This is a genomic window from Nostoc sp. DedQUE09 (genome assembly GCF_034530915.1).
Taxonomy (GTDB): domain Bacteria; phylum Cyanobacteriota; class Cyanobacteriia; order Cyanobacteriales; family Nostocaceae; genus Nostoc.
The window spans coordinates 34013-58904 of record NZ_JAVRCE010000040.1; the positions used below are offsets into that span (position 1 = coordinate 34013).

The window sequence follows — 24892 nt, forward strand, 5'->3', positions numbered from 1 at the left end:
CGAAAGACAAATGACAAAGGACAAAATATAAATGACATCTACGAAAATTTCCTTGGAGACAGGTCGGGATTGGCTAATCGGGCTAGTCACGAGCGAAACTTTTGTTTATGTGGCAAAGCGACTATTGCAAGCACTGCTAACTTTGTTGTTGGCGTCAGCGTTGTCGTTTTTCATCATTCAACTCGCACCCGGTGATTATGTAGATACGCTACGGCAAAATCCGAAGATATCTCCTGAAAGAATTGAGGAAATCAAACGGCAGTTTGGTCTGGATAAGTCTTGGCCAGAGCAATTTGGGTTATGGCTATGGCGAATCTTAACCAAAGGGGATTTTGGTACGAGTTTTATTTATCAACGTTCAGTGGCATCACTGTTGTGGGAACGAGTACCAGCGACTTTGCTATTAGCGATCGCATCTTTAATTGTCACATGGGCGATCGCTATCCCTCTAGGGATCTTTGCCGCCGTTAAACAAAATAAGCCAGCAGACCGCATTCTACAGGTGATTAGTTATGCTGGACAAGGCTTTCCCAGTTTCATCACTGCCTTAGCCCTGCTGGTTCTAGCCCAAATCACCTCGCCACTATTCCCAGTGGGTAGTATGACTAGCATCAATCACTCGGAACTGTCATGGTTTGGCAGAATCTTAGATATCGGCTGGCACATGATCTTACCCACGATCGCACTCTCAATTACCAGTTTTGCTGGTTTGCAACGCATCACTCGTGGCGAATTATTGGATGTGCTGCGTCAAGACTACATCCAAACGGCTCGTGCCAAAGGTTTGCCAGAAAACCGCGTCATCTATGTTCACGCACTCCGCAACGCTATAAATCCTTTAATTACCTTATTGGGTTTTGAATTAGCTGGTTTATTAAATGGTGCCTTCATCGCCGAATTTTTCTTCAACTGGCCTGGTTTAGGGAGATTGGCTTTACAAGCTTTACAAGCTCAAGATTTATATTTATTAATGGCAAGCTTGATAATGGGCGCAGTACTGCTGATTGTTGGCAATTTAATCGCCGACTTGATGCTCAAAGCAGCCGATCCACGCATTCGCCTAGAAAATCTTAATTAGCAGCAATTATAAATTCAAAAAATCAAAACTTATTAGGCGTTTTTCAGAGTTCTGTCAACTACAAAACAACAAAGAGTTAGCCAAAGTGCGGATGTTGTTGAAGAAAGTGTTGCTTATTCCTCATCATATCTTGAATTTGGCTACTCTCAGTTTCAAGCTATTTCTGCACGCTGCAAAAAATTGTGAATTGCTGTTTAACTAATTATTTTACTAAGATTTAGGCTTAGCTTTTTGCACTCGTATATTTAAGAGTTTTTTTCTAAGCGGGCGGCGGGAATCGAACCCGCATTAATAGCTTGGAAGGCTATAGTTTTACCACTAAACTACGCCCGCAAATTTCCAACCCTATAAGCTTAACACAGCTTCTTTAAAAATTCAAGTCATTTAGTTGGAATTTGCGGGTTGCATTTTGATCCTCACATACAAATTGCTCAATTCTGGTTTTGTGCCATCGTTATTGTGGGCAGCAAGAAAGTTTTCTGTTTTGAAAACTTCGCTCAGGACTTGCTCGTATGTACTTTTTTCACTTTGCAGTTTTGCTGGTTCTATTTCTAGAACTACAGCCTGTTGAAAGTTGCCATTCTGATCAATTATCAAGCTAGCCAAGAGTTGTGCTGGCTCAAGTTCCGAATTATGGACAAGAAAACTTGGGTCTAATTGTTTTGTGTTGCTTCCCCTGTATAAAGCGATAACGTCGGGTAAAGCATCTTGTCGGAATCCTTTTGATTGTATCAAGCTAATCACTTCATCTCTAGATAAGGGAGTTACTATTGCTACCGATGCTCCTTGAGTCGAAGTCGCTGGAGTTTCTGTAGTCGAAGTTGCTGGAGTTTCTGGAGTCGAAGTTACTGGAGTTTCTGGAGTCGAAGTCGCTGGAGTTTCTGGAGTCGAAGTTGCTGGAGTTTCTCTAGTGGAAGTCGCTGGAGTTTCTCTATTTTCAGGTTCTGAAACTGGTCGATTTGATGGAATACCTGTTGGTAGTTGCGTTCCCTTTCCCAGTTTTATTTCTTGACGACGGTTCCAAGGTAAATTACCGACTGGAACTGTAGGTGTCGGTGTGACTTTAGCTATAGGTTTCGGCGTGGCTTTAGGTGTCGGTGTCGGTGTGACTTTAGCTATAGGTTTCGGTGTTGGTGTGGGGACTATCTGCTGTCTAGAAGGTTCGCTATTAGGTTGAGAGGCGTAAATTCGGCTCTTTTTCTGGAGATTGTCAGGAGAATTTATTACGCCAAAATCTTGATTTATAGGCGTAGTTCGTGCTGTTTGTGATGAACGTGCTGGTACAGACTTTTGACTAGAGGATAGTGGCTTTGACGAAACTATTTTGGCTGTTGATTTTGATTTTATTGATGTTGTTTTAGGAGCAATGTCTATCAATTCAACGGGAACAGCAGATTGATTTTGCTGGGGAAACCACAGACCAAATGCATTAGATGAGCGCATCAGCCAGAACACCAGCAAGTGCAGAGAGACTGAACTGACAACGACAAAAATCCACAAACCTGGTGGATCGGTGTGTCGTCTCCAGACCTTGGCTGGAATTGGAGTTTTGTCTGCAACCGATGGTGTCATATTATATAAACTGGATATGATTATGCACTTTTACTCATTGGTAATGCTTTAAAATACCAGTCTAAATTTTAGCGATTAACCATTACCTCTGGTGAAACAGCGAAAGTCAAAACTGTTTCATCTACTCCTTTAAGTTCTAGCGGACTACCTTTAGTAATTTCTCCTTCCTGCAAATAATCTGCTACGGCAGCAGAAACCAGGATTGTACCGGGAACAGCGGCAGCTTGCAACCTGGCGGCAATATTCACACTTGGGCCAATAGCAGTATAATCGGCGCGTTCAGCGCTACCAAACATTCCCACAACAGCAGTACCTTGGTGAATACCACACCGGAACTGTACGCTAGTAAGTTTGTCGCTATCGAATACACCTTGCTCTCGCCAACGCTGGTTTAAGTCAGCCAGTGAGCGGTGCATTGCTCTTGCTGTATTAATGGCACGACGCACTTGTTCGTTAGGGGTTAGTTCTTCCGGCGCTCCATATAAAGCTAAAATAGCATCTCCCATAAATTTATCTACAGTGCCACCATTACTAAAGACAACTTTGGTCATGGCTTCTAAATATTCATTTAGCAACTCTGCAACTCGTCGGGATCTGAGAGTATTTGCTAGCTGTGTAAAACCCACAATATCGCTAAACAAAACTGTAATTAAACGTGGTTCTGGGCGCAAATCTAACGTTAAATCTCCAGTTGCGGCTTTTTGCACCAATACAGCAGGTAAAAAGCGCTTTAGCACCGATTCTGTTAGATAAGTATTTAACTCCACAATTCGCCGTTCATTTTCTTTCAACGCTAAAAGATTGCGAACTTCCGCCAAAAGTTCCCGATCGTTGAATGGTTTTGCTAAATAAGCGTCCGCGCCATGTTCTGTACCTTCGATGCGGGTTTCTTCATCTACTTTCGCTGTCAGCAGAATGATTGGTGTTCCTTTCAACGTCTCCTCATTGCGAATCATCTGAATCATCTCAAGTCCGCTTACTAATGGCATCATTAAGTCAGTCACAATCAAGCTGGGTAGAATTTCCTTCGCTCTACTGTGCCCTTCATGGCCGTTACGAGCCGTCTGTACATGATAGCCATTGCGGCGGAAAATCTCAGATACATAGGTTCGCAAATCGGGATTGTCATCTACAACTAAAATTGAGTGCTGAGTCTTATGTGCTGAGTCTTGAGTATCAACACTGGGGGAGAGGTTTATTGTAATATCTTCAATATTGTCTGTTGTTGACTCTACTAGTTCTAAATCAGCTAATTCTACACTAGCGCGGCTTGTATTCACTTCGGTAGGCGTTTCTAGTACTTGCTGTGCAGGTAAATGAGCATTTCCAGTCACCAGCCATAAACTAAAAGTAGTACCTTCACCATAAACTGATTCCACAGTGACTTGACCACCATGTAATTCTACTAATTCTTTAACTAAAGCTAAACCCAAACCACTGCCTTCATAGGAGCGGTTTGCTGAACCTTCAGCTTGGCGAAAGCGCTCAAATAGGTGGGGAATTTGTTCTTTAACAATACCAATTCCAGTATCTTGCACTTGTAAGATGCAGCGATCGCGCTCAGATTTTAGCCTGACACTGATGGTACCACCCTCAGGAGTAAACTTCATGGCATTTGACAAGAGGTTATAAACCACCTTGTCAAATTTTTCCATGTCCAAGTACACCGTCGAACACTCATCTAACTGAGTAACGAGATGCAGTCTCTTTTTCTCACAGTAAGGACGAAAAGATTCAACTATTTGGCTGACAAATTCGACTAAATCACAAGGATGGAAGCTAGGCTGCATTCTCCCTGCATTCAGGCGTTGTAAATCCAGCAGTTGATTTACCAGTCGCAGCAGGCGGCGGGAGTTACGCAGGGCGATCGCACTTTGGGAGTAAGATAATCCCTCACCAGCCGCTACTGCCGACTCTAAAGGCCCTTGAATCAAGGTAATCGGTGTGCGGAACTCATGGGAAATATTTTGGAAAAATTCAGTTTTTTGTTTGTCTAATTCTAGTAAGCGTTCAGCTTGTTGGCGAGTTTTTTGATACAAGTGTGACTGCTGCACAGCGATCGCGGCTTGCGCTGCCACTGCTTTTGCCAAATCGATATCAGATGGCAACCATTGGCGTACTTTTTTACCTTCATGCAACGTAATACTACCGATGCATTTACCATCTGCCAGTAATGGCACAAACATTAGCGATCGCGCTGGCATTTTTAAAGGTAAATCAAAACCCCGCACATCTGAAGGAGAATGGCTTACATTACCAATTACCACAGGTTCATGTGTCTGTAGCATTTGTTGGAGGATGGGATTTTCTTGAATCGATGCTTGAGAATAGGGTAATCTCTGGTTTGATAGGTGATGATTGCTACTTGAATTATTCTCTGGGGCTGGCGCTCTTAAATTTTCTAGATGTTGAAAACTATCATACAAACCCACACATTCAACAAACTCATCTTCCTCTGTCCACAAAGACAAGACACACCCATCAACTTGTAAAGCTTGTCCCAATTGTTGGGTAATAGCCGCAAAGATATCTTGAGGATCTAAGCTAGAGCGAATCGCGCTAGTAATTGTATTAATCAAGCTCTCTCGCTTGGCAAGAGCACGTACTTGTTCGTAAGCATAAGCTTGAGATAAAGCTAAGGCTGCCTGATCCGCTACCATCAACACTAACTGCACCTCATCCTCACCCCAGAAGCGAGGAACAGAACACTGGTGCAGTGCTAGTACTGCCATCAGTTCTTGTTGGCAGATCAATGGCACAACCAAACTAGAACAAATGTTAGCAGCAGCAAAAGCTTGCCCACGTTCACGCAGTTCGGGAGTGTTACCGTGAATGCGCTCATCATCGATCGCATCGTGAATCACTTGAACTTCACGGGTTTCCCACACTGTCTGAGCCAAAAGAGGCAGAGAAGTTGCAGAGGATATAGCGGGCACAGAGGAAAGACTTACTGCTACTTCTGCTCCGATCTCCTGCACCTCTGCTTCTTCAGAAAGAGGCTTTTGATAAATAAACCCTTTATCCGCTAACTGCTCATCTTGGAAGGGACGTAGCAGACAAACATCCACCTCTAACATGTGACCGACTGTATCTACAATTGCTTGCAAAATTTGTCTGTAGTCTAAAGCACTGCGAATCGTATTGGTAACGGTATTCAGCAGCGATTCTTGACGGAGTGTGCGGGTAAGTTCGCGGGTTCTAGCTTTGAGGACATTGTGGGTATCCAAAGCTTGCCGTACCACTGCTTTTAGTTCTTCCGCTTCCCACGGTTTCGTTACATATTTAAATACCTTGCCAGCATTGATTGCTTCCACCAAGTCTTCAACATCGGTGTAGCCAGTTAAAATAATCCGGATAATATCTGGATATTGAGTTGCTGTCAGGCTCAAAAACTCTGTACCGCTCATCATTGGCATCCGTTGATCGGAGATGATCACCGCGATCTCTCCCTCTTGGGCCAGCAGATCGAGGGCGGCAGGGCCAGAGGTTGCCCTTAGCACCTTATAATCACGATAGAAAGTGCGGTAAAGCAAGTCAAGGTTGTCTGGTTCATCATCGACAACCAAAATTTTAGGCTTACTGTTTGCTTGGGATTTCATGCACCGCTTTCCTGCTGCAACGGCAGTCGGATAAAGAATAATCTGATCAGGTAAGGATTTTTCTGAGTCAGGTAAGAGCAGAGCATTTCGACCAATAGGGCTGTTTGGCTACATGACTGCTGAGTGTAGGAGCGTTTACTCACAGTAATTCGTCTCAATTGCTTGTGCCGATTACCGTTTGCGTTGGTGCAGTGTAATTGCGTTCATTGTCAGTTTTAGTGTTACAGAGTCGACCTTTGCTTGCCAAATCTTTTTTCACCTCCTGTGAGCAATGTCTGATGATACATACAGCGCTCATAGCCAGCTGAAAAATCCAGATAAAGCTGCATATTAAGTTTTCCCTCCACAACTGTTGTAATAACACTTGCAGGTAAATTTTATTTATGGTAGTCATGGTAGAGTCAGCGAAATTAAAACAAAAAGATTTAAAGCCAAAGTATACTATTAGACAAATACCTCTTTCTAATTTAGCAATCAGAACTATCATTAAGACAAGTGGTCGTGGTTGAGGAGTTAGAGATTAGGGATTAAGGAACCTTACAGATTCTTGTCCCAGAAGCTGTACAGCCTATTTGGATGGACTCGGTAGCAAAGTAGTGTCAGTGTAGCGGCAACTGCAAAAACAAGTTCAGTACTGCAACCAAGGGTAGTTTGAAACCAGAGTTTGCCAATAGTGTACTTACTTAACAATTTTGGAGATGCTGCTTACAGACAAGTTATGCTATTCCTCTGGCCACTCGCTTAAAGCTCTATCAATTTACAGATGTTTTGTGGCAATCAGTTTGATATTGTGGTTACCTAAAAAAAGGGATGCAATGAATATACTGAATTTAATGTTATAGATTTATGAAGTTCTAACTGCTAATACTCTTTCAAAAATGCAGGTTCTAAAATTCCAAGCCAAAGTGTAAAAATTTGTTTAATCGACAATAAAAAGCGAATTAGCAATATTGGTTTAGTTAAATCTCCTGGGCAACTCTATAAGTTCTGATTTAGTTTAAATCTTGTTTTAGGATATTTGAGAAAATTTTTGTTGAATAAAATCAATACTAAACTAGCCTTGAAATATCGGTTTTTTCACCCATACCACCAACAGCCAATCGATTCAGCTTTTTGCCAATTCCAAATTCGTACAGCTACACCTGCTGATTTGATTGATGTTGCCCAAATTATTACTGAAAGCTTTCACTCCCACAAGGGTATATGGGGATGGGCTTTCCCGTTGCTACGTCTAGGTATTTACGAAGACTTAAGACATCGGATGGCATCACCTGCGCCACGTCATCTTTGCTTAGTTGCCCTTGAAGCTACTACTGGTGAGGCTAATAACTTAGTAGGAAGTGTGGAAATGGGTGTACGCTACAGTAGTGATTCATGGAGCCAGGTTGGTGTAGGTTTTCCTTACTTGTCTAATTTAGCGGTTCACCCAAAATACCGTAGACATGGTGTGGCTTCAGGATTACTTACTAGCTGTGAAAAAGTCTCTCGCGAGTGGGGATTTCAAGACTTATATCTCCATGTTTTAGAAAATAACCATCAAGCACGACAGCTTTATTTCAAGCTGGGATATCGAGTGCATAAAGTCGAATCTAATTGGAATACATTTATTTTAAGACGCTCAAGCCAGATGTTATTGCACAAGCACCTGAGTGCGGATTCTATTATCTGAATTTTGTTTTGCCAATTGTCAAACTTTGTCTTCCATTCCAATTAATTCGATAAAATCTGTAACTCATAAAGGTAATCAAACACAAACTAAGCTAAACCACGTCTAGCTTTGGAACCATAGTTATTTTGACTTAGAGAAAGCTCAAAACTCAAGCCAGGACTAAATAATATACTTTTCTTAAAAACTCGATATTTTTCAATAGATGGGGTTTAATTAGAAATCTAGCCAATCTTAGCTAAATATCCATATAAATCCGCTTTGATTTCAAGGACTGACTTAGTTTAGCAGGTAAGAACTAAGGATAAAGAGGCTCTTTGAGTTATACTGAGGGGTTTTTTGACTTAATCAAATAGGAGTCCTATAAATCAAAACTAAAACATGTTTATGAATTTACGAAGTAAGTAAATAGCTTTTTATAATTTTTTATCAAAAGAATATTTGATTTAAACTTTTTACGAAAAATTCCCTCGTTTCTATAAACAAATTATCTTTTTGGTAAATATTTTTAATATTAAAAAATGTTAAATTTATTTTTTGGGATTTATAGTTAACAAATTTTTTAAAGCATTTGATATAGATGAAAATGGACTATAATGGGAACATACGCTAAATCGTGTTGAAAGAAATCATTACTTCCTCATAAGAACTTTGTAATTCATTTATTCATCTTTATAAAAACTTTAAAAAAACACTAGTATAGTTTACAGACAAATCTAGTTATATCTCATAAAATATAATCACCCGAATTACTGAAAGAACGCCTATATATTGCTATTTTTAGTTGGATTGACCAGAAATATCTTGATAATAAAAGAATTCAAAAACTTGATTTGATATAACAGCTAATTCCGTTTTGAAGTGCATACTACAACAACATTCATTAAAAGTTTAAAAAACATGGATAGCGAACAGCATCGACGCTATCAGACCTCTATGGTATCAACTTATTACCCTGAAACTACTTTCCTTGACTCTGTTGTCATGTCAGACGGAACTGAGCAATCGCAAGGCTCGGATATCCTTACACGTTTGCACAGTGGAGAAGTTTTCATCGTCAATAGTCGTAGGCGAAATGGATTAATACTCTTTAAACGCTACCATGCAGAGTTTGCTGGGCCTGGGGCTGCTGTGGGCGGGGATTACGATTGTGATTGCCAAAGGGCACTGCCCATAGGTAATCTTTCTTTATTAACTCCTGAATCTAATGAAGAACGCCAGAAGGCTTACTTGATTAGGCGACAGTGGATTCGATTGATCAAACAAATTACAGAAAATCCACTGCCTGGGCAGCGAGTCCAGAAAATTCTCGATCAATTTGAACAATACTTTCCACCAGAAATAGTGGCTCTTTTGCCGGATGTTGCCTTTGCTCTTTTAGTAGGTGTGCTGCCACAAACAGTTGGAGTAGTACGCCGTTTGGGCAGTGAGGTAAATAGCAGGTTTAATTACTGAGTAAATTGCTAAGATGACAAATTTGCCAAAGCAGCTTTTACTCGATTAACGGTGCGGGCGTTTTCTTCTATCGTTCCGACAGTAATTCGTAATCCTCCGCTAATGTGCCGTACAAGAGTGCCGAGTGTTTTAAGTTTCTGGTGGAAAGTTTTTAAAGCAGCTTCTTGTGAATTAAAGCCATTTGGTTTAAGACGCAGGTAAATAAAGTTGGCAGCACTTGGAGTAATTTGTAGTTCCGGTTGCTGGGATAAAATTTCGATGAGTTTAGCTCGTTCACTCAGGGTCTGGGGAATCGATTCCAGCAAGAGTGTACGATTTTGTAAACCAACTAAGGCAGCTGCTATAGAAAAACTGGGGAGATTGTAGGGTAAGCGAACTTTTTCTAAAATGGCGATCGCTTCAGGATGAGCAACGCAATAACCAATACGGAGAGATGCCAATCGGAAAGCTTTAGAAAAAGTGCGTAATATTACCCAATTAGGATGCTGTACTAATTCACCTACTAGGGTAGTTTGGCTGAATTCAAAGTAAGCTTCATCAATTACTACTAAAATATGGTGTGGCAAGCTTCTTAACCACGCTAACTCTACCTCAGTTAAGCTGTTAGCAGTCGGCGAATTGGGATGGACTACGAAAACTACGCGAATGGGGGGATTTTGAGTTTGTTCGATCGCAGACTGTGCGGCGCTTATGTCAATTTCAAAATTTGTTTCATTTCTCCCCACCGCCACCACAGGAATGCCCAAAGTTTGCGCCAAAATCCCGTACATCGAGAAAGTGGGATTGGAGACAAGAATTGACCCTTCTCCTCCTAGACAAGTGGCGATTAATAAAGAGCGGATTAGTTCATCTGAACCATTACCAACAGAAATATTGGCAGCAGTAAATAACGATGATGAGAGGTCGGCTGACTGATTAATGTACTCAGCGATCGCATCCTTAAGGGTTTCATGTCCGCCATCAGGATAACGATTTGTTTCAATTACTTGCTGATAAGTCCACGCCAGCTTCTCTTTTAACTCAAGAGGTAAATCGTAGGGGCTTTCATTTGTATCTAAGCGATCAAACTGTGTGGCGACAGAATTGGCTGTATCGCTGCTAGGATGAGGTTTATAGGCGGTGAATTGGGCTAAATCTGACCGGATGAAGGGAAGCATAGTTTTAGTCATTAGTCAATGGTCATTAGTCATTGGTCATTAGTAACTAACAAAGGACAAATGACTAAGGACATTAGTTATGTGTGAGTCTAATATTTTACAACTTCAAGGTAATTGGCAAAAGAGGCGAATTGCCTGCCAAATTTCTTCCATAACATTACCCAAGGCGTGGTCACTGTCGAGTTCAACTAACTCCACCCAAGAACGGGAGTGCGCAAAGTGCCGACTAGCTTCTATTGGAATGACTTCATCCTTTTTTCCGTGCAAAATTAGCGTGGAGATAGGGCGTTGCAAAAGTTTTTCTTGGTATTGGGCAGCATCTATGACGAAATCGTAACTTAAAGGAATTAATCGCTCTTCCCCGTAGTGGTAGACCATGATATATTTTTCTTGCTGCCAACGCTGTACTTCTTCATCTCCTAGTTTGGGCAACCAATGGGATAAAAACCCAAAAGCTGGTGCTAGCAAAACTAAGCGTTGCACTTGTAAATTTTGTTGTCCCAAGTGGGCAGCGGTCAAACCACCCAAACTTGAGCCAATTAGTGTTACTGGTGTAAAATCATTGCTGAATTCTGCGGCAACTTGAGTGAGCTGACGAGTGATTGTTAATTGGGAAAAATCGCCAGCATTGAGATCGGGGATTTTCAGCTTTGTCTGAATTTGGGTAAAGCGATCGCCTATATCCTGCGCTTTGGCAGATTTAGGGCTGGAAGCAAATCCGTGAAGATATATGTAGTCCAAAGTTGTAAATAGTTAGGAGTTAAAAATTATTGAGTGTTGATAAATTTTTATTTATCATTTTTTGTGGCACACTTATAATTCATAACTCAAAACTCCTTACTCCTAAGTTTTTTACCGCATTGTGACAAATTCCTCTGCGGATGAGGGATGGATACCCACAGTGGCATCAAAGTCTTTTTTAGTTGCGCCCATCTTGACTGCGATCGCTACACCTTGGATAATCTCTGCGGCACTTTCACCTACCATGTGAGCGCCTAGAACTTTGTCGGTGTTGCTATCAACAACCAACTTCATCATTGTTTTCTCTTGCTTACCAGTCAAACTGTGATACATAGGGCGAAAGCGAGTGCGAAAAATTTTGACGGCATCACCAAGTTTTTCCCGTGCTTCGGCTTCTGTCCAGCCGACTGTTGCAGCTTCTGGGCTAGAAAATATGGCTGTGGGTACAGTTTCGTGACTGAATTCGCGGCGATTATTCCCAAATTCGCTATCGGCAAAAGCGCGACCTTCGCCAATAGCTACGGGAGTTAAATTGATTCGGTCTGTGACATCGCCAACAGCAAAAATATTCGGTTGACTAGTTTGACTATATTCATTGACTGCGATCGCACTTGTGGTTGCGTATCCAGGCCCTTCCATAGAAGTAGCGACAACATCAACCCCAGCGTTTTCTAAACCTAGTCGATCTATATTGGGAGTTCGACCGGTGGCTACTAAAAACACGTCGGCAATTATTGGTTCTTGGTCATCCCCTGATAAAGTTAGCTTCAACCCTTCTGGCACGCGTTCAATTTCTTTCACCACATTATTTTTAATCAACCGAATCCCGTGATTTGTCATTCCCTCTTCAATTTCTGTGCGGACATCTTCATCAAACCCATTCAAAATCTTGTCACCTCTAGTAATTTGTGTCACCTTAGAACCCAAACCGCGCATAATACAAGCAAATTCCGTGCCGATATAACCAGCGCCAATAATAACGATATGTTTTGGTTGTTCTTTTAGATGAAAGATTTCGTTAGAGGTAATGCCATGTTCCATCCCTGGTAAATCTGGTTTGACGGGACGCCCACCAACAGCAATTAAAATTTTGTTTGCTGTAACCTTACGTCCATGTACTTCTATGGTGTGGGGATCTACCAATGTGGCGCGACCAGAAAATAGTTCTACTCCGGCTTTTTCCAAAAAGTTGATGTGTAGTTGTGACAGTCGCCGAACTTCCTTATCTATAGATGTAATGAAATATTCCCAGTCAAACTCAGCATTACCTACTTTCCAGCCATAGCCTGAAGCGTCACTGAATAGTTCGGGAAAGTGAGAGCCATAGACCATGAGTTTTTTGGGAACGCAACCGCGAATCACACAAGTGCCACCAACTAAATCATATTCAGCGATCGCCACTTTTGCGCCGTAGCTAGCCGCTCGTTTGGAAGCCGCCAAACCTCCAGAACCCGCACCAATTACAAACAGGTCGTAATCAAAAGTCATAAGTTTATGTTCTCTTTAGCAACAAGTGAGTTCCTGGGAACTTACACACAGAACGTGATTGAACTATATAAGGATATTTGGTGAACGCTGTGTAAGTCCTGTCCTTGATTTAATCTAGCGTTAGCAGATGCTATCTGGTCGTAGGGAATATCACTTTTTGCTTTGGCGGCTGTAAAGGCAGTAGTTAACAGTTGTATAGTTTTGCCCCTAGTCGAGCATAAGTCTGTGCTACCGCATTGGAGCAGCTAAATTCCACAAGATTTACGTAAAATTATGACAAAACGTACTGCCTTCGGCGTTCGCAGAGCATTTTGCCCTCATTAGCAATTTTTATGTACTTGGAGAGTCAGTTGGAGTTACAGGTGTTGGATCTGTTGGAGTAACGGGTGTTACGGGTATTGGATCTGTTGGAGTGACGGGTGTTGGAGTTACAGGTGTTGGTGTTATGGGTGTTACGGGCGTTGGATCTGTTGGAGTAACGGGTGTTGGAGTTATAGGTGTTGGTGTTACGGGTGTTACGGGCGTTGGATCTGTTGGAGTAACGGGTGTTGGAGTTATAGGTGTTGGTGTTACGGGTGTTACGGGCGTTGGATCTGTTGGAGTGACGGGTGTTGGATCTGTTGAGGTTACAGGCGTTGGCGTTACGGGCGTTGGATCTGTTGGCGTTATGGGTGTTGGATCTGTTGAAGTTACAGGTGTTGGCGTTACGGGCGTTGGATCTGTTGGCGTTACGGGTGTTGGATCTGTTGGCGTTACGGGTGTTGGCGTTACGGGTGTTGGATCTGTTGGCGTTACGGGCGTTGGATCTGTTGGCGTTACGGGCGTTGGATCTGTTGGCGTTACGGGTGTTGGATCTGTTGAGGTTACAGGTGTTGGTGTTACGGGTATTACGGGTGTTGGATTTGTTGGCGTTACAGGTGTTGGATTTGTTGGCGTTACGGATGTTGGATTTGTTGAGGTTACGGGTGTTGGATCTGTTGGGGTGTTGAGTAATTTCTCAGTTTGGCCAACTTGTGGAGTTAACTGCACAAAAGAGGGGTTTTCAATTACTCCCTCGCCTTTTATAGGTGGCTGTGCTTTCAAAGCCGCAGTAGTTTCGGCTTGAACACTGGTGATTGCAGGATCAGGTGTAGGCACAGGACTCTGCCTGTTCAAATCAAGTTCCCGAACCATCTGGCTCGTTTCATAAAAATTTCTGAGATCAAAATCATATAACCTCTGAAATTCGCCTTTAACTATAATCACCATTTGTCCTGCTTCCAACACCTGAGTTTGAGAAGCTTTCTTGTTAGAAACTTCAATGCCGCTATTTGTCAGCGCACCCACAATCGTGGTGTCAGTTTGTTGGTCGTAGCGTACAAATAATGCTGAACCACGAATTGCTGCTGCTGCATTTGGTGTTTGTATACGTGTTTGCCCCTTTCCTGGTGGGATGAGCAACAACACAGTCCCGTTTGTCAGTTTAAAGTCACGAGTCTTCGGCAAAAATTGAAATAACGCCTGTTCTCCAACTCGTGCCAAAGAGCCATCATTAAAACGCAAATCTGCTAGGGAAGCTCGACCAGTTGACAACCCGTCCCCAGGGGTCATTGCATCTAATTTGCGTGCAGGACGTTTCTTCAATTTATCTTTGGGTATCAGTTGTACGATGTTGCGGAGGTTCTGAATTTGTGCTCGCGTTAGAGGAGTTATAGCGCTTACCCGATCTGGCAGAGGCAGTACTATAAGTCCCCATAAACCAATCACCAATAATGGAAACGATTTATAAAACATAGTTTGAGAAATTTTTACCTTCAATTAATATCATAAAAATTAAAGTTTATGCTAATGCTAATTGTTGTAAGAGTTTTTTAGGTAAATTAGTTTAAATTTTAATTTAGATTTAATGCATAAAATAAATAATAAATGATATATATATTTACTTGATTTAAGTTTTTCTTATGAAACTGAAATTGTATGTAATCAAGTCTGTAGGAAATTGAGAAGCTAGTATTTGATATAAAAAAATAAACGAAAAGTACTTTACATATAACCCTTTATAATCACTTCAGGCAGAAAGTCATTAATTATGGTGGACAATAACTTGCTAAAATTTGTTGTGAAATTATCCACTAGCTGTATTTCACTAAAATTTAAGCAGGTATTTTATCGGAGCATCTCAGTTTTACATAAAAATCTGGGAAAAATCCGAAAAGAAGCAATTTTAGTTTGTAGTTTCAGTATATACCTACAAAGCTAAAATAGATGCAATCAACTGTATCTTTGTAGTCGGAACTTCCGATACAGCTTGTGGGTCTACATTTGCCAAACGCAATTAATGCGATCTAACCAGATGCGACTCAAGAACTGGAAAAATTTGTTTTTTTGTATTTTGTTAACGTCCAGTGGTGGAAGCTGGTGTTGCATTAGAGTAGATGCGGCAGAATCTGCAATTACAGATGTTTTACATCCTAATCATTTAGCAACTACACAGTTAATTCATGAGCAGTTATGTCATAAGTTAGAGCAAAAAGCAATTAACTCTTTGTGCAAGCTGTCGAGTGAGTCACATACTTTAGACTCTCGGATGCCGTTAAATCTGGCACAGCAAACACCAGAAACGACTCAAATCCCAGATCAAACCGAAGAACCTATAGATACTCAAAAGCAAAATGAACCGCCGCAGCTAGAATCGCAGCCAAATAATTTGCCCATATCTCCTTCAGACTCAAAGGAGCAACTATTAAATTTGCCTGAAAGAGAGTATTCTCAAAGGCGAGAGAGGTTGCTAGAACTGCTACGAGCGCCAAAACTACCATTTGAATCTAATAGCGATCGCGAATTGGGGTTACGGGTGCGGTTACGGCCCCTAGAACAACAGCTACCACTACCGACAGAACAACCTGTACCTCAGTTTAAACCTATCGGCTATCTACAAGGACGTGTCGGCTACTTCCAAACGAGTAACATATTTTCCTCAAATGATATTCCCATAGAAGATGGTTTAATTATTTCTGGACTGACACTAGCCTCTACATATTTCCCTTTGGGATCTAAAACTTTTTTAAATGGCTCAATTGATGGCAATCTGATTCGTTATATAAATCAGTCAGAATATCATTACAATCAGGTGAGATTCAATCTCGGTATTTACCAGCAGCTATCCCAACGAATGTTTGGAGAAATTAGTTGGAGCAATCAACATTTATTTTATGCCAACAGCAGCGATCGCCCGGATAGCTTCAAAGCAGGCGATCGCTTTTTAAATGAAAATTCCCTACAACTGTCTTTGGGACGCCGAGATCCTTTAACTTCAAGATTAACCCTAGATAGCTTCTACGAATTGAGTGTAAATTTTGCCGATCCCCAAAGTCGTGATCGGATAATCAATTCCTTGTGGGTGTCTCTGAACTACTACTTGCAAAAGCCTCTCCAGGTTGGTATTGGCTACCAAATGTACTTATCAGACTTTACACAGCGCGATCGAGAAGACGAATTTTATCGGCTATTCGGACACTTAAATTACCGAATATCCGACAGCATTAATATGAATGTCCAAGCTGGAGTAAGTTTAGGTAGTTCAACCGCCGAAAACATTGATTTTGATGGCTGGTTCTTCACTATTAATTACGGTTTTCAATTAGGTAAATTTTGAAATTTGTCCTTTGTCATTAGTCATTTGTCCTTTATTATTTATCCTTTATTAAAAACTAATGACCAATGACTAATGACTATAAATAGGAAATCCAATCACTCCAGCTACCAGCATAAAGTTTACCCTTGTTAATACCAGCTAATTCTAAAGACAGTAAATTCACACAAGCAGTAACGCCAGAACCGCAATATACCAATATTTCTTCGGCTGTTTTTAGCTTTTCCCACCGATGGCGTTGTTCTTCTTGAGGAAGTAGGTAGCCGGAAGAGTCTGTAACTTCTTGCCAGGGATAGTTGACTGCACCGGGAATATGTCCGGCAATTCGATCGATTGGCTCTCGTTCGCCTCGGTAGCGATCGCTCTCTCTTGAATCTACCAATACTACCTCGTGGCTATCTTTCCGGCTTTTCACGGCTGTAATATCTACCACCTTTTCTGTTTGTACTTGAGCGACAAATCTACCCATCCGCGGGGGAGGAATAACATCTGTGACAGAATATCCAGCTTTTTGCCATCCAGCCAAACCGCCATCTAGTACTGCTACTTGCTCATGTCCTAGATAGCGCAACAGCCACCATAGACGAGCCGCAAAGGCAAAGCGCGAATCATCATAAGCTACAACTAAACTTTTTTGGTAATTTACCCCAATCGCTGCCAATTTGTTAGCTATATCATTAGGGTTAGGTAAAGGATGTCTCCCGCCATGCTTACCCACTGGACTGGAAAGATCCTGATTCAAATCCAAGTAATACGACCCCTCTATATGACTTGTTTGATACTGTTGTTGTCCTAGTTGTGGATCGGCTAAAGAAAAGCGACAATCCACAATAACGACTTGTGGATCTTCTAGATGTTCAAACAGCCAAGCTGGCGAAACAACAAATTGGGGACTTGTACTGAGCGAAGCCGAAGTATTGGGCATTAGTCATTATTTAGTTTTTTTGTAAGATGTCAGACTTAAAGAATTTTACACCTAAGTTAACAGCAGATGGTTCTTTCACCTTTGTCTCTCAAGAGTTTGGTGAATCCTTTCACAGCCATTCTGGAGCTACTCAGGAAAGTTTTTGCAAGTTTGTAGAACCCACTCAACTGGCTACAGCAGCGCAAAAACCGATCTTGCGACTATTGGATGTTTGTTATGGTCTGGGATATAACACAGCTGCTGCTTTGCAAACAATTTGGGACGTGAATCCTAGTTGTTGTGTTGAAATAATCGGTTTAGAACTGAATCCAGCAGTGCCACAAGCAGCGATCGCTCATCAGTTGTTCGATAATTGGAACTCTAAGTATATTGAAATTTTGAAACAGCTAGCTTTTGAGCATCAAGTGCAAACACCTTGCCTGAAAGCGAAGCTACTAATTGGCGATGCGAGAACTACGATCACGCTAGTACGTCAGTCGGGTTTCTGGGCAGATGCAATTTTCCTCGATCCCTTTTCACCACCACAGTGTCCTCAATTATGGACTGTTGAATTTATTCAACAACTGTCATTGTGTTTACATCCAGATGGTTTATTAGCCACCTATTCTTGTGCTGCTGCTGTACGCACAGCACTTTTGTCTGCTGGCTTGGTAATATCTTCTACCCCACCTGTAGGAAGGCGATCGCCTGGTACCGTAGCAACACATTCTAAAAATGCTGAGTCTAAAGACCACTCTCCACTTACTACTCTCTCAGAAGTTGAAAAAGAACACTTGCTAACTCGTGCTGCTATTCCCTATCGCGATCCTCAATTGAGTGATCCAACCGAAGTCATAGTCAGGCGGCGACAACAAGAGCAACAAATCTCTTGCCTTGAAACTGCCTCCCATTGGCGAAAAAGGTGGCTATTGGGAACACAAGGCAGGGATTTTCTGGGAACTAGTTTGTAGTTTGATTGCAATATCATACAATATGCTACGCCTATGGGCTGCAAGCCTAATTCAACGAGTTTTTACGAGCCAAATAGCTTATCTTTATGTTAGTATTCAATACTACATATTTTTCCATAGTACTTAGTATTGCTATAACTGAGTAAGTAAAAACATTTATATCTAATGATTACAATGATTACTATAAAGACTTGAAACTCAAAATCCGATATCTTGATATAAAGCAGTCAAAATATAACGCTTTCTGACGCTATAAGGCTAAAAAATCTCCGTAAAAAACCTGATTTAACATTTGTGAGAATTTATCATACTGAAATTAGAAGCAAAAAATTTGACAACAAGATACACGGTGTTTGTAACATAAAAATACATACTGGGAAAAATTCATCTCGGCAGCTTGAGATCATGCATAATCCCTATGGAAACTCTGACTCAGATACAGTCAAATATTAAATTTGTTTTTAACATCTGACACTGTTAACTTGTGCAAAAACTTGGAGTGCCTTTGTGATTCAATGGAAATCCAACCATACAGGCTTTACAGAAAAAATAGTTAATGGGTCCAACCCCATTAGCACAGTGAAGAATATCGGTTCAAATCATGCCGTGGAATCGCAAAATGCGGAGGGTTATTCTTTAGGCTTATCTCAAGGAGACCTTATGCTTGAAGATCGGCAAGCAATTTCTTCTTGGATAAAATCTGATGTTAATTGTGGTGATGATTCATTGGTCTCTAGAACACTACAAGCCAAAGGTTCTAAAGTGAATGGGTTTGATTTAGATCCGCCAAAGGTTTTAGTAGTTGACGATCATGCCGCCAGTCGGATGACTGCTGTTGCCCTCTTGGGGATGGAAGGATACGAAGTGATTGAGGCGGACAGTGGTTCTATTGTTGTGGGATTGGTAACTCAAAAACAACCAGATTTGATTTTGCTGGATGTAATGATGCCAGGAATGGATGGATTTGAAGTCTGCCAATTGCTTAAACAGGATGAGCAGACTAGGCTAATCCCAGTAATTTTTATTACAGCGTTAAATGACAGGCGATCGCGCATTCGGGGAATTGAAGTTGGGGCAGATGATTTTCTCACCAAACCTTTCGATCGGGTGGAACTAGCGGCGCGTGTGAAGTCCTTGGTGCGGCAGAAGCGTCTGAACGAAGATTTAGACCATGCCGAACAAGTACTGTTTTCCATTGCCATGTCCATTGAAAGTCGCGACCCCAATACAGGCAACCATTGCGAACGTCTAGTAAAACTGGGGCAATTTTTTGGTGAATACCTCAACCTATCACGCTCTCAAATTCGAGATTTGATGTGGGGTGGTTATCTCCACGATATCGGTAAAGTGGGTATTCCCGATGCGGTGCTGCTGAAAAAAGGCAAACTTACCCCCGAAGATTGGCAGATCATGCAGCAGCACGTTTTGATTGGAGAAAAAATCTGCCAACGACTACGCACTATGCGGGGTGTAATTCCGATTATTCGTCATCACCACGAACGTTGGGATGGCTCAGGCTACCCCGATCAACTCAAGGGGGATGATATTCCTTACCTGGCACAAGTGTTTCAGTTAATTGATATTTATGATGCCCTAACCAGTGAACGACCTTACAAAAGAGCTTTTACTTCAGCAGAAGCACTTTTAGTGATGCAAGAAGAAACTGATTCCGGTTGGCGTAATCCCCAACTAATGCAGCAGTTTGCAGAGTTTATTTGCTCTTGTCAGGAAAAAGGGAAGAGTGGAGAATAGGGAATAATAATTTGTAGCTACTGTAATGAACGCTGATTGGTATTATCATAATCTCTGCTTTTGAGGAGTAAAGTTATACCGACTCCAGAATTCCGACTCCTTTAATATTTTCAGTCTTCTATAATTAGCTGGTATGATTTGAGCCGAGATTTTAAAGTACCAACAGCATTAATCACATTTCACTGATAGCTGATAGCTAATTATGGTAGTTGTAGCAATTCTAGCGGCAGGACGCGGCACACGGATGAAATCACGCTTACCCAAAGTTTTACATTCTTTGGGTGGGCGATCGCTAATAGAGAGAGTTCTCGAAAGTGTAGAACCACTTTCGCCCTCACGGCAAATCGTGATTGTGGGATATCAATCCGAAGAAGTGCAAGCCGCCATGCATTCAATTCCCAGCTTGGAGTTTGTCGAACAGACTGTGCAATTGGGGACAGGTCATGCTATCCAGCAATTACTTCCTCACTTGGAAAATTACACTGGAGATTTGCTGGTACTTAACGGCGATTTACCGTTAATACGCAGCGAAACTCTTAAGCAGATGTTACAAACTCACGTCCGAAATCAAAACTCTACCACTATTCTCACCTCGCACCTACCTGACCCCACAGGCTACGGGCGGGTTTTTTGTAACGATGAAAATATTGTGCAGGAAATAGTCGAACACAAGGATTGTACAGCTGCTCAAAGACAAAATCAGCGGATTAACGCTGGAGTTTACTGCTTTCGCTGGCCAGATTTGGCAAAGGTGCTTCCTCACCTCCAGGCAAACAATGCCCAAAAAGAATATTATCTTACCGATGCTGTGACTCAGGTGGGACAAGTGATGGCAGTGGATGTGAAAGATTACCAAGAAATTCTCGGCATCAACGATCGCTTGCAACTGGCAACAGCATACGAAATTTTGCAAAAACGAGTCAAAGAAAAATGGATGCTGGCGGGTGTCACCCTCATCGACCCCACAAGCATCACCATTGATGAAACAGTGGAATTACAGCCGGATGTAATTATTGAACCCCAAACTCATCTGCGGGGAAATACTACGATCCAAACAGGAAGTCGCATTGGGCCGGGGAGTTTAATTGAAAATAGTCAGTTAAGTGAAAATGTCACGGTGCAATATTCAGTAGTTATAAATAGCACCGTGCAGGCCGGAAGCCGAATTGGCCCTTATACTCATTTGCGCGGTCAGGTACAGGTGGGTGCTGGTTGCCGTGTGGGGAATTTTGTGGAATTAAAAAATACGCAATTAGGCGATCGCACCAATGCAGCACATTTGTCATATATAGGCGATACTGTTGTCGGCAATCAGGTGAATATTGGTGCTGGTACAATTACTGCCAACTATGACGGCGTGAAGAAACATCGCACCAAAATAGGCGATCGCACCAAGACTGGTGCCAATAGCGTTTTAGTGGCTCCGCTCACTTTGGGAGATGATGTCTACATTGCAGCTGGTTCTACTGTGACAGAAGATGTTCCTGATGATTCTCTGGTAATTGCCCGTAGTCGTCAGGTGGTAAAACCAGCTTGGCGAAGGAAAAATGTTGAAAATGAAACCACAGATCAACATAAATAATTTATCGGTGTTAATCGCGGTTGATCTGTGGTTTATAGTCTAAAACCACGATTTTTGCTAGATGTCTAATCTAGCTAGATTAGTAGTATAGGCAAAATCTCAACATATAACATGCATGGAAGAACTGCTAGAACTTAAGCAATTTCTAGAACAAGGCAAAATCCATGAGGCGTTGCTGTTAGTGGATGAGTTAGAAGAAATGAGCCTCAGTGACAAAATCAATAAAATTGATAGTCATGGTGTGATTCTGCTCATCCATTTAATTAAACAAATGGCCGAAAAACGTTCTACTCGCTCTTGGGATGTTTCAATAGAAAATACAGTGCGGGAAATCAACAAAATAAACAAGCGCCGCAAATCCGGTGGCTTTTACTTGAATCAAGCAGAATTAATCGATATTCTGGAACAAGGATATCAAGTGGCACTGAAAAGAGCGACGCTAGAAGCTTTGGAGGGGCATTATAAAGCCCAAGAATTGGCCGCAATGGTTGACCAGCAAGAAACTTTAGCCGAAGCCCTGAAACTGATTCAACAATAGCCGATCAGTTCGTTACCAGTCCATTCCAAAGTATCACCAATTTTTTCGCCGTCATGGTAGGCAGCGAGTAAGATTTCGCTAGTTTTCCCCCAAGCGATCGCTCCACTAGCATCTAAGGCGATCGCTCCCAAATCGCGTTTGTTCTCGTGGGCTTCCCCAAAGGAGCGCTGCATGGCCTCCTTCAGTGACATCCCATCAGTGACACGCACTACAATCCGTGCGGCTAAACACTCATCAATGATATCTTCGCCAATGCCAGTACAGCTAACACCAGCATTACTAGTAGCATAATTACCTGCTGGCATCGCCGAATCACTTACCCTGCCAATCCGTTCAAATCCCTTACCACCAGTAGAAGTGCCAGCAGCTAGCTTACCAGATGCATCTAAAGCTACTACACCGATGGTACCGCGTCCGGCATTGCTGGTTTCTAGCAGTTCGGGTTCTGCTACCACACCAGCCATTGTGCTTTTAAAATTATCCTGGCGCTCTTGTATCCACTCTTGTAACCGCAAATCAGTTAAAGCGTTATAGCTGGGAATTTGCATTTCCCGCGCCAACTCAGCCGAACCGAAATCTGATAGCACTCGGTCTGGCGAGCTTTGTAAAAATTGCGCTAAATCAATCGGATTTTTTACCCGCGAGATATTAATCACACCACTAAACCGCCCTGATGCACCATCCATCAGGGAAGCACTCATGCGGATTTGTCCATCGGATTGCAATACTGAACCAGTACCAGCATTAAAACGGGGGTTGTCTTCGAGCATTAGACAACCCTGCACCACTGCCTCTGAGGCAGTTGCTCCTGACAATAGCAGAGAATAAACTTCTTCTATTACTGTATGGAGCGATCGGCGCACCGCCTCTAATCCGCCTTTACCGTGGAGAGAACTACCAGCCCCTCCATGAATAATTAATTTAGGTTGCACCTGTAACTCCATTAATCTCTTGCGCTATTTGCGTCTGTATCGCGGTTGGTTTCATTTTGAGCTTCAGAACGGCGACGACGACAACGTTCTGAGCAATATTTCACATCGTCCCAACAATCTTGCCACTTTTTACGCCATGTGAAAGGACGTTGACATACCGGACAGATTTTTGTAGGTAGGTCAGATTTAGAACGAACACGTCCCATATAAATGCTGTGTAGATGAGAATTTGATTTCTGAGGGAGATGGAAGATAATTATAACCAGTTTGCTATGAAGGCAGGATAAATTCGACGAACAAATATATTGTCAATCTATCCTTAGACTTAGTTGCAATATTTTTTCTCAAAAGAGAGAGGCTTTGAATCTTACTAGCCTTCTCTTTTAGGGACTTGCAAAAAATAAATTATCCCAAATTATTTCTAGATTTATAGGCGCACAAAGACTTTAGCAGATTATCTCATTGCCTGTCGGAGACTGGGAATGCCTAATTGAGAGGCTGGAAACGAGATTTTAAAGGAGTTTTAGCTTAAGTTGACTCATACCAATGAAAACCATGAAACACCCCTGACGGATTAGGGATGTTTCATTGGCTAAAAGGTGCTGATTTACAAGCGTTTCAAGCAAAAAAAATCAGGTAATAAAAAATCTGATTGCACAAGAAAATGGTGATGCCTTCAGAAAGGTTTCGCCAACGCACTGAAATTGACTCTTTGAGATAGTAATTTCTCTGATTACTAACTTTCCTAAATTTATTGCCTATGTTGTTGACAATATCCTCCTTAATAGATCAAATAAAGCAGCTTTGGAGCTTAGAGGGATTAAAAGTGCCTAAAGTCATATCAAAACACTTTTAAAACAGTCTCTAAATACTAAATGTTGTAATTAACTTGATAATACATAGCAAAGTCATTTTCAAAGCATTTATGAATACGAAACCCTGTAAATAACTTGATAATATAATATTTTTTCGTTTTTAAAAGAAAATTTACGTAAAACTACTATTCATCGAATTCTAATAGTGCTATTCTTTGTATGCCACTAAAAAACAAGTTGTAGTGGCACGACAACAAACAAGTCGACCTTACTAATTCTTAGGAAAGTAAAATCATGATTATCAACGATCTTTCTCATGTAGAAACCGTTCTTGAAAATGAGAATGTTCAAGGTGGAATAGCTTTTGCAGATGCTACTTCAAAAGCATTCGCTTTTGGTAAAAACATCGCTATCACCAGCATTGCTACTAGCACCATTGCTGTCTCCAAGAAATACAGCCTATCTGCTAGTGTCGGTTCATCTAGTTCTTCTGCCGGCTAAATAAGCCTTAGTCCGTCCTAAAGTGTACTACAGTGCATTTTAGATAGAAAAATTGCTGAAAGTTCTCAAAACTTTCAGCAATACATTCGTTTTTCTAAGAGAGCTTTTTTATGGAACGATTAAGAATTTCCGATCTCAGTTTTTGTGAAGATGAAGTTTCCGATCTTAGTCAAGTACAAGGGGGAGTTGCATCTGCTTACGCACGTGCTTATTCTACTGCTAAAAAGAGCAGTTATAAAGTAGGCAACGGCACTATTACAGCTACTATTGAAGGTGCTCTTGCTGGCGCCCTTGCTGCCGTTATTACTGATGGTGATAAGGCTATTGCATCTGCTGATACATCGGCAACAGTTTCCTAAAGCTGGCATAACCAATTTGTAGAAAGCTTTTATGGACATAGCTCATGAAAGCTTGTTAGGAATACTTCTGTACCTCTATCTTATACCACATATAGTAGTATAAGACAGTAGGTAAAAGCGACACTTCGGCGTTGCTTAATGACTATGCTTG

Annotated in this window: 19 protein-coding genes and 1 tRNA gene; 10 read left to right on the forward strand and 10 right to left on the reverse strand. The window is 41.6% G+C overall.

Features of this window, described 5'->3' with window-relative positions:
- Positions 1-31 precede the first annotated feature (31 nt).
- Complete coding sequence (locus RMY27_RS22730) at positions 32-1078, forward strand: ABC transporter permease (RefSeq protein ID WP_322667036.1); 1047 nt, start codon at positions 32-34, stop codon at positions 1076-1078.
- 262 nt (positions 1079-1340) lie between these two features.
- Here the strand turns inward: RMY27_RS22730 and RMY27_RS22735 are convergent.
- The 3 genes from RMY27_RS22735 to RMY27_RS22745 form a co-directional block, all read right to left on the reverse strand.
- A tRNA-Gly gene (locus RMY27_RS22735) sits at positions 1341-1411 on the reverse strand.
- 51 nt (positions 1412-1462) lie between these two features.
- Complete coding sequence (locus tag RMY27_RS22740; protein WP_322667038.1) at positions 1463-2650, reverse strand: hypothetical protein; 1188 nt, start codon at positions 2648-2650, stop codon at positions 1463-1465.
- A gap of 68 nt (positions 2651-2718) precedes the next feature.
- A complete protein-coding gene (locus RMY27_RS22745) occupies positions 2719-6249 on the reverse strand; it encodes a response regulator (RefSeq protein WP_322667040.1) in 3531 nt (1176 codons plus the stop codon).
- 1030 nt (positions 6250-7279) lie between these two features.
- Here RMY27_RS22745 and RMY27_RS22750 point away from each other — a divergent pair.
- Together RMY27_RS22750 and RMY27_RS22755 are read left to right on the forward strand one after the other, a co-directional pair.
- On the forward strand, positions 7280-7918 hold the full coding sequence (locus RMY27_RS22750; RefSeq protein ID WP_416211720.1) for a GNAT family N-acetyltransferase: 639 nt from the start codon (positions 7280-7282) through the stop codon (positions 7916-7918).
- An 897-nt stretch (positions 7919-8815) separates the two neighbouring features.
- The gene (locus tag RMY27_RS22755) at positions 8816-9370 is read left to right on the forward strand and encodes a hypothetical protein (protein WP_194043947.1); all 555 of its coding nucleotides are present in this window, start codon (positions 8816-8818) and stop codon (positions 9368-9370) included.
- 8 nt (positions 9371-9378) lie between these two features.
- On the opposite strand, the gene RMY27_RS22760 is transcribed toward RMY27_RS22755, so the two are convergent.
- From RMY27_RS22760 to RMY27_RS22775, 4 genes are all read right to left on the reverse strand, one after another.
- Positions 9379-10527 (reverse strand): histidinol-phosphate transaminase, encoded by a 1149-nt coding sequence (locus tag RMY27_RS22760; RefSeq protein ID WP_322667079.1) that lies wholly within the window; start codon positions 10525-10527, stop codon positions 9379-9381.
- Positions 10528-10632: 105 nt separating this feature from the next.
- The gene (locus tag RMY27_RS22765; RefSeq protein WP_322667044.1) at positions 10633-11268 is read right to left on the reverse strand and encodes a YqiA/YcfP family alpha/beta fold hydrolase; all 636 of its coding nucleotides are present in this window, start codon (positions 11266-11268) and stop codon (positions 10633-10635) included.
- Positions 11269-11379: 111 nt separating this feature from the next.
- Positions 11380-12756: a glutathione-disulfide reductase gene (gene gor / locus RMY27_RS22770; RefSeq protein WP_322667046.1), complete on the reverse strand. Its 1377-nt coding sequence runs from the start codon at positions 12754-12756 to the stop codon at positions 11380-11382.
- Between the two features lie 330 nt (positions 12757-13086).
- Positions 13087-14529 carry a FecR family protein gene (locus RMY27_RS22775; RefSeq protein WP_322667048.1) on the reverse strand — a complete coding sequence of 481 codons (1443 nt, stop codon included), beginning with the start codon at positions 14527-14529 and terminating at the stop codon, positions 13087-13089.
- A 559-nt stretch (positions 14530-15088) separates the two neighbouring features.
- On the opposite strand from RMY27_RS22775, the gene RMY27_RS22780 reads away from it, so the two are divergent.
- A complete protein-coding gene (locus tag RMY27_RS22780; RefSeq protein ID WP_322667081.1) occupies positions 15089-16390 on the forward strand; it encodes a hypothetical protein in 1302 nt (433 codons plus the stop codon).
- 76 nt (positions 16391-16466) lie between these two features.
- Here RMY27_RS22780 and RMY27_RS22785 read toward each other — a convergent pair whose 3' ends face one another.
- Positions 16467-17312 carry a sulfurtransferase gene (locus tag RMY27_RS22785; protein WP_322667050.1) on the reverse strand — a complete coding sequence of 282 codons (846 nt, stop codon included), beginning with the start codon at positions 17310-17312 and terminating at the stop codon, positions 16467-16469.
- Between the two features lie 26 nt (positions 17313-17338).
- Here RMY27_RS22785 and RMY27_RS22790 point away from each other — a divergent pair, with 26 nt between their 5' ends.
- From RMY27_RS22790 to RMY27_RS22805, 4 genes are all read left to right on the forward strand, one after another.
- On the forward strand, positions 17339-18262 hold the full coding sequence (locus RMY27_RS22790) for a tRNA (5-methylaminomethyl-2-thiouridine)(34)-methyltransferase MnmD (protein WP_322667052.1): 924 nt from the start codon (positions 17339-17341) through the stop codon (positions 18260-18262).
- A 507-nt stretch (positions 18263-18769) separates the two neighbouring features.
- Positions 18770-20014 (forward strand): two-component system response regulator, encoded by a 1245-nt coding sequence (locus tag RMY27_RS22795; protein WP_322667054.1) that lies wholly within the window; start codon positions 18770-18772, stop codon positions 20012-20014.
- Positions 20015-20216: 202 nt separating this feature from the next.
- Positions 20217-21596 carry a bifunctional UDP-N-acetylglucosamine diphosphorylase/glucosamine-1-phosphate N-acetyltransferase GlmU gene (glmU, locus tag RMY27_RS22800; protein ID WP_322667056.1) on the forward strand — a complete coding sequence of 460 codons (1380 nt, stop codon included), beginning with the start codon at positions 20217-20219 and terminating at the stop codon, positions 21594-21596.
- A gap of 115 nt (positions 21597-21711) precedes the next feature.
- The gene (locus RMY27_RS22805; RefSeq protein ID WP_322667058.1) at positions 21712-22134 is read left to right on the forward strand and encodes a DUF29 family protein; all 423 of its coding nucleotides are present in this window, start codon (positions 21712-21714) and stop codon (positions 22132-22134) included.
- Here the strand turns inward: RMY27_RS22805 and RMY27_RS22810 are convergent.
- Positions 22125-23078 (reverse strand): isoaspartyl peptidase/L-asparaginase, encoded by a 954-nt coding sequence (locus RMY27_RS22810; protein WP_094350217.1) that lies wholly within the window; start codon positions 23076-23078, stop codon positions 22125-22127. The genes RMY27_RS22805 and RMY27_RS22810 overlap by 10 nt on opposite strands.
- Positions 23078-23272 (reverse strand): DUF2256 domain-containing protein, encoded by a 195-nt coding sequence (locus RMY27_RS22815; RefSeq protein WP_289799005.1) that lies wholly within the window; start codon positions 23270-23272, stop codon positions 23078-23080. Before RMY27_RS22815 ends, RMY27_RS22810 begins: the two co-directional genes overlap by 1 nt.
- 903 nt (positions 23273-24175) lie before the next feature.
- Here RMY27_RS22815 and RMY27_RS22820 point away from each other — a divergent pair.
- Together RMY27_RS22820 and RMY27_RS22825 are read left to right on the forward strand one after the other, a co-directional pair.
- Positions 24176-24382 carry a hypothetical protein gene (locus RMY27_RS22820; protein ID WP_322667060.1) on the forward strand — a complete coding sequence of 69 codons (207 nt, stop codon included), beginning with the start codon at positions 24176-24178 and terminating at the stop codon, positions 24380-24382.
- A gap of 110 nt (positions 24383-24492) precedes the next feature.
- Positions 24493-24741, forward strand: coding sequence for a hypothetical protein (locus RMY27_RS22825; RefSeq protein WP_322667062.1), 249 nt, complete (start codon positions 24493-24495; stop codon positions 24739-24741).
- Positions 24742-24892 lie beyond the last annotated feature (151 nt).

Excerpts from the sequence above, each read along its gene's own strand:
- RMY27_RS22815 (WP_289799005.1), bottom strand. The coding sequence starts at position 23,272 with ATGGGACGTGTTCGTTCTAAATCTGACCTACCTACAAAAATCTGTCCG.
- gor (WP_322667046.1), bottom strand. The coding sequence starts at position 12,756 with ATGACTTTTGATTACGACCTGTTTGTAATTGGTGCGGGTTCTGGAGGT.
- RMY27_RS22740 (WP_322667038.1), bottom strand. The coding sequence starts at position 2,650 with ATGACACCATCGGTTGCAGACAAAACTCCAATTCCAGCCAAGGTCTGG.
- RMY27_RS22775 (WP_322667048.1), bottom strand. The coding sequence starts at position 14,529 with ATGTTTTATAAATCGTTTCCATTATTGGTGATTGGTTTATGGGGACTT.
- RMY27_RS22780 (WP_322667081.1), top strand. The coding sequence starts at position 15,089 with ATGCGACTCAAGAACTGGAAAAATTTGTTTTTTTGTATTTTGTTAACG.
- RMY27_RS22805 (WP_322667058.1), top strand. The coding sequence starts at position 21,712 with ATGGAAGAACTGCTAGAACTTAAGCAATTTCTAGAACAAGGCAAAATC.
- RMY27_RS22810 (WP_094350217.1), bottom strand. The coding sequence starts at position 23,078 with ATGGAGTTACAGGTGCAACCTAAATTAATTATTCATGGAGGGGCTGGT.
- RMY27_RS22755 (WP_194043947.1), top strand. The coding sequence starts at position 8,816 with ATGGATAGCGAACAGCATCGACGCTATCAGACCTCTATGGTATCAACT.
- RMY27_RS22820 (WP_322667060.1), top strand. The coding sequence starts at position 24,176 with ATGATTATCAACGATCTTTCTCATGTAGAAACCGTTCTTGAAAATGAG.
- RMY27_RS22790 (WP_322667052.1), top strand. The coding sequence starts at position 17,339 with ATGTCAGACTTAAAGAATTTTACACCTAAGTTAACAGCAGATGGTTCT.
- RMY27_RS22745 (WP_322667040.1), bottom strand. The coding sequence starts at position 6,249 with ATGAAATCCCAAGCAAACAGTAAGCCTAAAATTTTGGTTGTCGATGAT.
- RMY27_RS22760 (WP_322667079.1), bottom strand. The coding sequence starts at position 10,527 with ATGCTTCCCTTCATCCGGTCAGATTTAGCCCAATTCACCGCCTATAAA.
- RMY27_RS22730 (WP_322667036.1), top strand. The coding sequence starts at position 32 with ATGACATCTACGAAAATTTCCTTGGAGACAGGTCGGGATTGGCTAATC.
- RMY27_RS22785 (WP_322667050.1), bottom strand. The coding sequence starts at position 17,312 with ATGCCCAATACTTCGGCTTCGCTCAGTACAAGTCCCCAATTTGTTGTT.
- glmU (WP_322667056.1), top strand. The coding sequence starts at position 20,217 with ATGGTAGTTGTAGCAATTCTAGCGGCAGGACGCGGCACACGGATGAAA.
- RMY27_RS22825 (WP_322667062.1), top strand. The coding sequence starts at position 24,493 with ATGGAACGATTAAGAATTTCCGATCTCAGTTTTTGTGAAGATGAAGTT.